4 protein-coding genes are annotated in these 3,948 nt (G+C 71.6%); all 4 read right to left on the bottom strand.

All coding sequences use genetic code 11. The features are described 5' to 3' along the window. Positions 1–141 precede the first annotated feature (141 nt). A complete protein-coding gene (ctaD, locus tag B7767_RS40580; protein ID WP_085576278.1) occupies positions 142–1,845 on the bottom strand; it encodes a cytochrome c oxidase subunit I in 1,704 nt (567 codons plus the stop codon). Positions 1,846–1,969: 124 nt separating this feature from the next. Continuing rightward, entirely contained in the window at positions 1,970–2,506 is a 537-nt protein-coding gene (locus B7767_RS40575) for a hypothetical protein (RefSeq protein WP_085576279.1), read from the bottom strand. A gap of 177 nt (positions 2,507–2,683) precedes the next feature. Then, a complete protein-coding gene (locus B7767_RS40570) occupies positions 2,684–3,295 on the bottom strand; it encodes a GNAT family N-acetyltransferase (protein ID WP_085576277.1) in 612 nt (203 codons plus the stop codon). A gap of 190 nt (positions 3,296–3,485) precedes the next feature. Then, positions 3,486–3,948: polyprenyl synthetase family protein (locus tag B7767_RS40565; protein ID WP_179167513.1), on the bottom strand; the 463-nt coding region annotated here is incomplete at its 5' end.

The following is a 3,948-nucleotide window of genomic DNA, read 5'->3' as shown; positions in this document are numbered from 1 at the left end:
CAGGCAGGCGAGCGCCGCCGTACGGCGGGACAACGGCCGGTCGGCTCCGGCGCGCAGGTCGGTGAGGGCCGGCAGGTACCAGACCGATCCGGCGGCCGTCACCACCGCGCACCCCAGGGCCAGTACGGGCTGCGGCACGGCTCACCTCGCCGGTTCGAGCGCGGCGATCTCGGGGTGGTGCAGGTCGAACGCCGGGGACTCGCTGCGGATCTTCGGCAGGGTGGTGAAGTTGTGGCGCGGGGGCGGGCAGGAGGTCGCCCACTCCAGCGAACGGCTGTAACCCCAGGGGTCGTCGACACCGACCGGCTTGCCGTACTTGGCCGTCCTCCAGACGTTGTAGAAGAACGGCAGGACCGACAGGCCGAGCAGGAACGAACCGATGGAGGACAGGGTGTTCAGGGCGGTGAAGCCGTCGGCGGCGAGGTAGTCCGCGTAGCGGCGGGGCATGCCCTCGACGCCCAGCCAGTGCTGGACCAGGAAGGTCAGGTGGAAACCGGCCGTGAGGGTCCAGAAGGTGATCTTGCCGAGGCGTTCGTCGAGCATCTTGCCGGTGAACTTCGGCCACCAGAAGTGGAAGCCGGCGAACATCGCGTACACGACCGTGCCGAAGACGGTGTAGTGGAAGTGCGCGACGACGAAGTAGGTGTCGGAGACGTGGAAGTCCAGCGGGGGCGAGGCCAGGATGACGCCGGTCAGGCCGCCGAAGAGGAAGGTGATCAGGAAGCCCAGCGTCCACAGCATCGGGGTCTCGAAGCTGAGCGAGCCCTTCCACATGGTGCCGATCCAGTTGAAGAACTTCACGCCCGTGGGCACCGCGATCAGCATCGTCATGAAGGCGAAGAACGGCAGCAGCACACCGCCGGTGACGTACATGTGGTGCGCCCACACCGTCACCGACAGACCCGCGATCGCGATGGTCGCGCCGATCAGGCCCATGTAGCCGAACATCGGCTTGCGGGAGAAGACCGGGATCACCTCGGAGACGATGCCGAAGAACGGCAGCGCCAGGATGTACACCTCGGGATGGCCGAAGAACCAGAACAGGTGCTGCCACAGCAGCGCCCCGCCGTTGGCCGAGTCGAAGATGTGACTGCCGAACTTCCGGTCGCACTCCAGCGCGAACAGCGCCGCCGCCAGCACCGGGAACACGATCAGCACCAGCAGCGCCGTCAGCAGCACGTTCCAGGTGAAGATCGGCATGCGGAACATCGTCATGCCCGGCGCGCGCATGCAGATGATCGTGGTGATGAAGTTGACCGCGCCCAGGATCGAGCCGAAGCCGGAGAGGGCCACGCCCATGATCCACAGGTCGGCGCCGATGCCCGGTGAGTAGACCGCGTTCGACAGCGGGGCGTACAGGAACCAGCCGAAGTCGGCGGCTCCTCCCGGGGTGAGGAAACCGGCGGCGGCGATCGAGGAGCCGAACAGGAACAGCCAGAAGGCCAGCATGTTCAGCCGCGGGAAAGCCACGTCGGGCGCGCCGATCTGCAGCGGCATGATCCAGTTGGCGAAGCCCGTGAACAGCGGCATCGCGAACATCAGCAGCATGATCGAGCCGTGCATCGTGAACGCCTGGTTGAACTGCTCGTTCGACATGATCTGCAGTCCCGGCCGGGCGAGTTCGGCGCGCATCATCAGCGCCATGACCCCGCCGACGATGAAGAACACGAACGCGCTGACCAGGTACAGCGTGCCGATCTTCTTGTGGTCGGTGGTGGTCAGCCAGTCCACCCACGCGGCCCGGCGCACCGCCGGTTTCCCCGTGGCGGCCCCTTCGGGCGGCGGCACCGGACGGGGTCGTCCGTCCTCCGCGGCTCCGACCTTCTCCATGCGTATCTCGTCCACCGGACGTCTTCCTCCCCAGGCTGTTTCGCGCGCCCATGATCGGCGGCGGGGAGAGGGGTCCACATGGGTCGAAGGGTCCCTGCGAAGGTCCCCGGGCGGGGGCCGATGGTCCCTGTTCCCGCCGTCAGCCCTCCGCGCGGAGGGCCGGCGGCGCTTCCCGGGCGGCCCCCGCGGGCCACACGATCTCCACGGGGACGCCCCGGGCGCGGGCGTAGGTCACCAGGTGGGCGGTGGCGTCGCGGCCGTTGGACGGGGAACCGTCCCAGACGGCCAGGAGGAGACCGCTGGAGGCGACGAGCCGTTCGTCCGCGCCGATGCAGGAGTCGCGGTCCACCGGGTCGTAGGTCAGCAGGCGCACCTCGTCGGCGAGGGTCAGCAGTTCGCCGGCCGCCATCCGGTCCCGCCGGGGCGGCAGGGCGGGCGCCCCGATACGCGTGGGGAGCACCACGGCCAGCGGACACCCCGACGCCCGCGCGGCCCGACCGGACGCCAGGGGCGTTCCCGCGCCGGTGCGCACCATGGCCATGGCCGGGACGGGCCGCCGCGCCAGCCGGGTACGCAACGCGGACTCCACCAGCAGGAGCGCGTCCGGGGTCAGGTCGGCGTGCCCCACCACCGCGATGTTCCCGCCCGTCGTGCCGTCGCCGCCCGTCGTTGTCATCGTCACGCCCCCGCCGGCCTCGTCGTCCGACACCCGCCGGATCCCTCGGTACGGCCGGCGGGCGCTACCGGCGAGCCAGTGAAGTCCGGACGCGCGCCGGCGGCCAGGGCCGAACGTCCCTTCCGGGGTCCCGGGCCCGCCGACGGCCGGCTCTCCGGCCCCGGACCGGCCGGTCCGTCAGCCGGTGATGCGGGGTTCGCGCCACATGGGCCACATGTACGGGCCGTCCGGGAGGGCCAGGGGCTCTCCGGCGGTCTCGAAACCGAGGCGCCGGTACAGGCGGGCACTGCGCTCGCTGCTCGCCTCCAGGTACGCCGCCAGCCCTTCCCGGTCGCAGCGGTCGAGGACGGAGCCGATCAGCGCGGTGCCGAGCCCCTCGCCCTGGCGGCCGGGTGCCACGCCGATCATCCACAGGTACGCGTGGGCCCGTCCCGAGGGGTGGATGTCCGCGGTGAGCCGGCCGATCAGCTCCACCCGCTCGTTGTCCGGGTCGACGTCCTGGCGTATCCGCGCGAAATCATCGTCCGGCTGCTCCTCGCCGTGCCCGGGGCCGTCCGCCGGTACGGACATCCACAGCGCGCACGCCGAGCCGTCCTCGGTGAGGTCGATGCGCCCCTCGGCGAGCACGACGTCGGTGAAGGCCGCCATGAGCCTGTGGTGCGTCGTACGGCGGTACTCGTCGCCGGGGAAGATCCAGCCACTGACCGGGTCGTCCTGGAACGCCTCGTCCAGGAGCCGGACGATCAGCTCCCGGTCTCCGTCCCCAGCCGTCCGGATCTCCACGCCCATGTCCGCCCCTTCGCCTCAACCATCGTTGAACGTACGGACGTTGAGCCTAGTGCGGGACGGAGGTGGGGAGGGCGGGCCCCGCACATCGTGGGGAAGTGCGGGACCCGCCGGGCCGGAGCCACGGTGCCGTGCGGGGTCAGGAGCCGCACGGCCCCGCGGCTCCGGGGCCGGGGAGACGGCCGAAGGGCCGTCAGGTGGTGCGCCGTGTCACGAACTCGGCCAGGGCCAGCAGCCCACCCGCCGCCTCCGGGTCGGGCACCGCGCGGGCCACTTCCTGCATCGCCCGGGCCATCCGGTCGGCCGCCTGGGTCTGCGCCCAGTCCCGGCCGCCCGCCCGCTCCACGGCCAGCGCGATCTCCTCCAGGTCGTCCTCCTCGTGGTGCGGGGCCGTGTACACGGCGGCGAGTTCCGCGGCCTCCGGGGTGCCGGAGGTGAGCGCGGCGACCACCGGCAACGACTTCTTGCGGGCGGCCAGATCCGCGCCGGCCGGCTTGCCGGTGCGGCGCGGGTCGCCCCATATGCCGATCACGTCGTCGATGAGCTGGAAGGCCAGTCCCGCCTCCCGGCCGAACCCGTCCAGCGCCGCCACGTCCGCGTCCCGGGCGTCCGCGTACAGCGCCCCGATCGCGCAGGCGCAGCCGAGCAGGGCGCCG

Source organism: Streptomyces sp. 13-12-16, assembly GCF_002114215.1.
Lineage (GTDB): Bacteria > Actinomycetota > Actinomycetes > Streptomycetales > Streptomycetaceae > Streptomyces.
The sequence above is the reverse complement of the archived record's forward strand: the minus strand, read 5'-3'. Positions and strand labels throughout refer to the sequence as shown.

What these genes read in the sequence shown, in the direction of transcription:
- B7767_RS40570 (WP_085576277.1), bottom strand. Translation starts at nt 3,295, where the DNA reads ATGGGCGTGGAGATCCGGACGGCTGGGGACGGAGACCGGGAGCTGATC.
- B7767_RS40575 (WP_085576279.1), bottom strand. Translation starts at nt 2,506, where the DNA reads ATGACAACGACGGGCGGCGACGGCACGACGGGCGGGAACATCGCGGTG.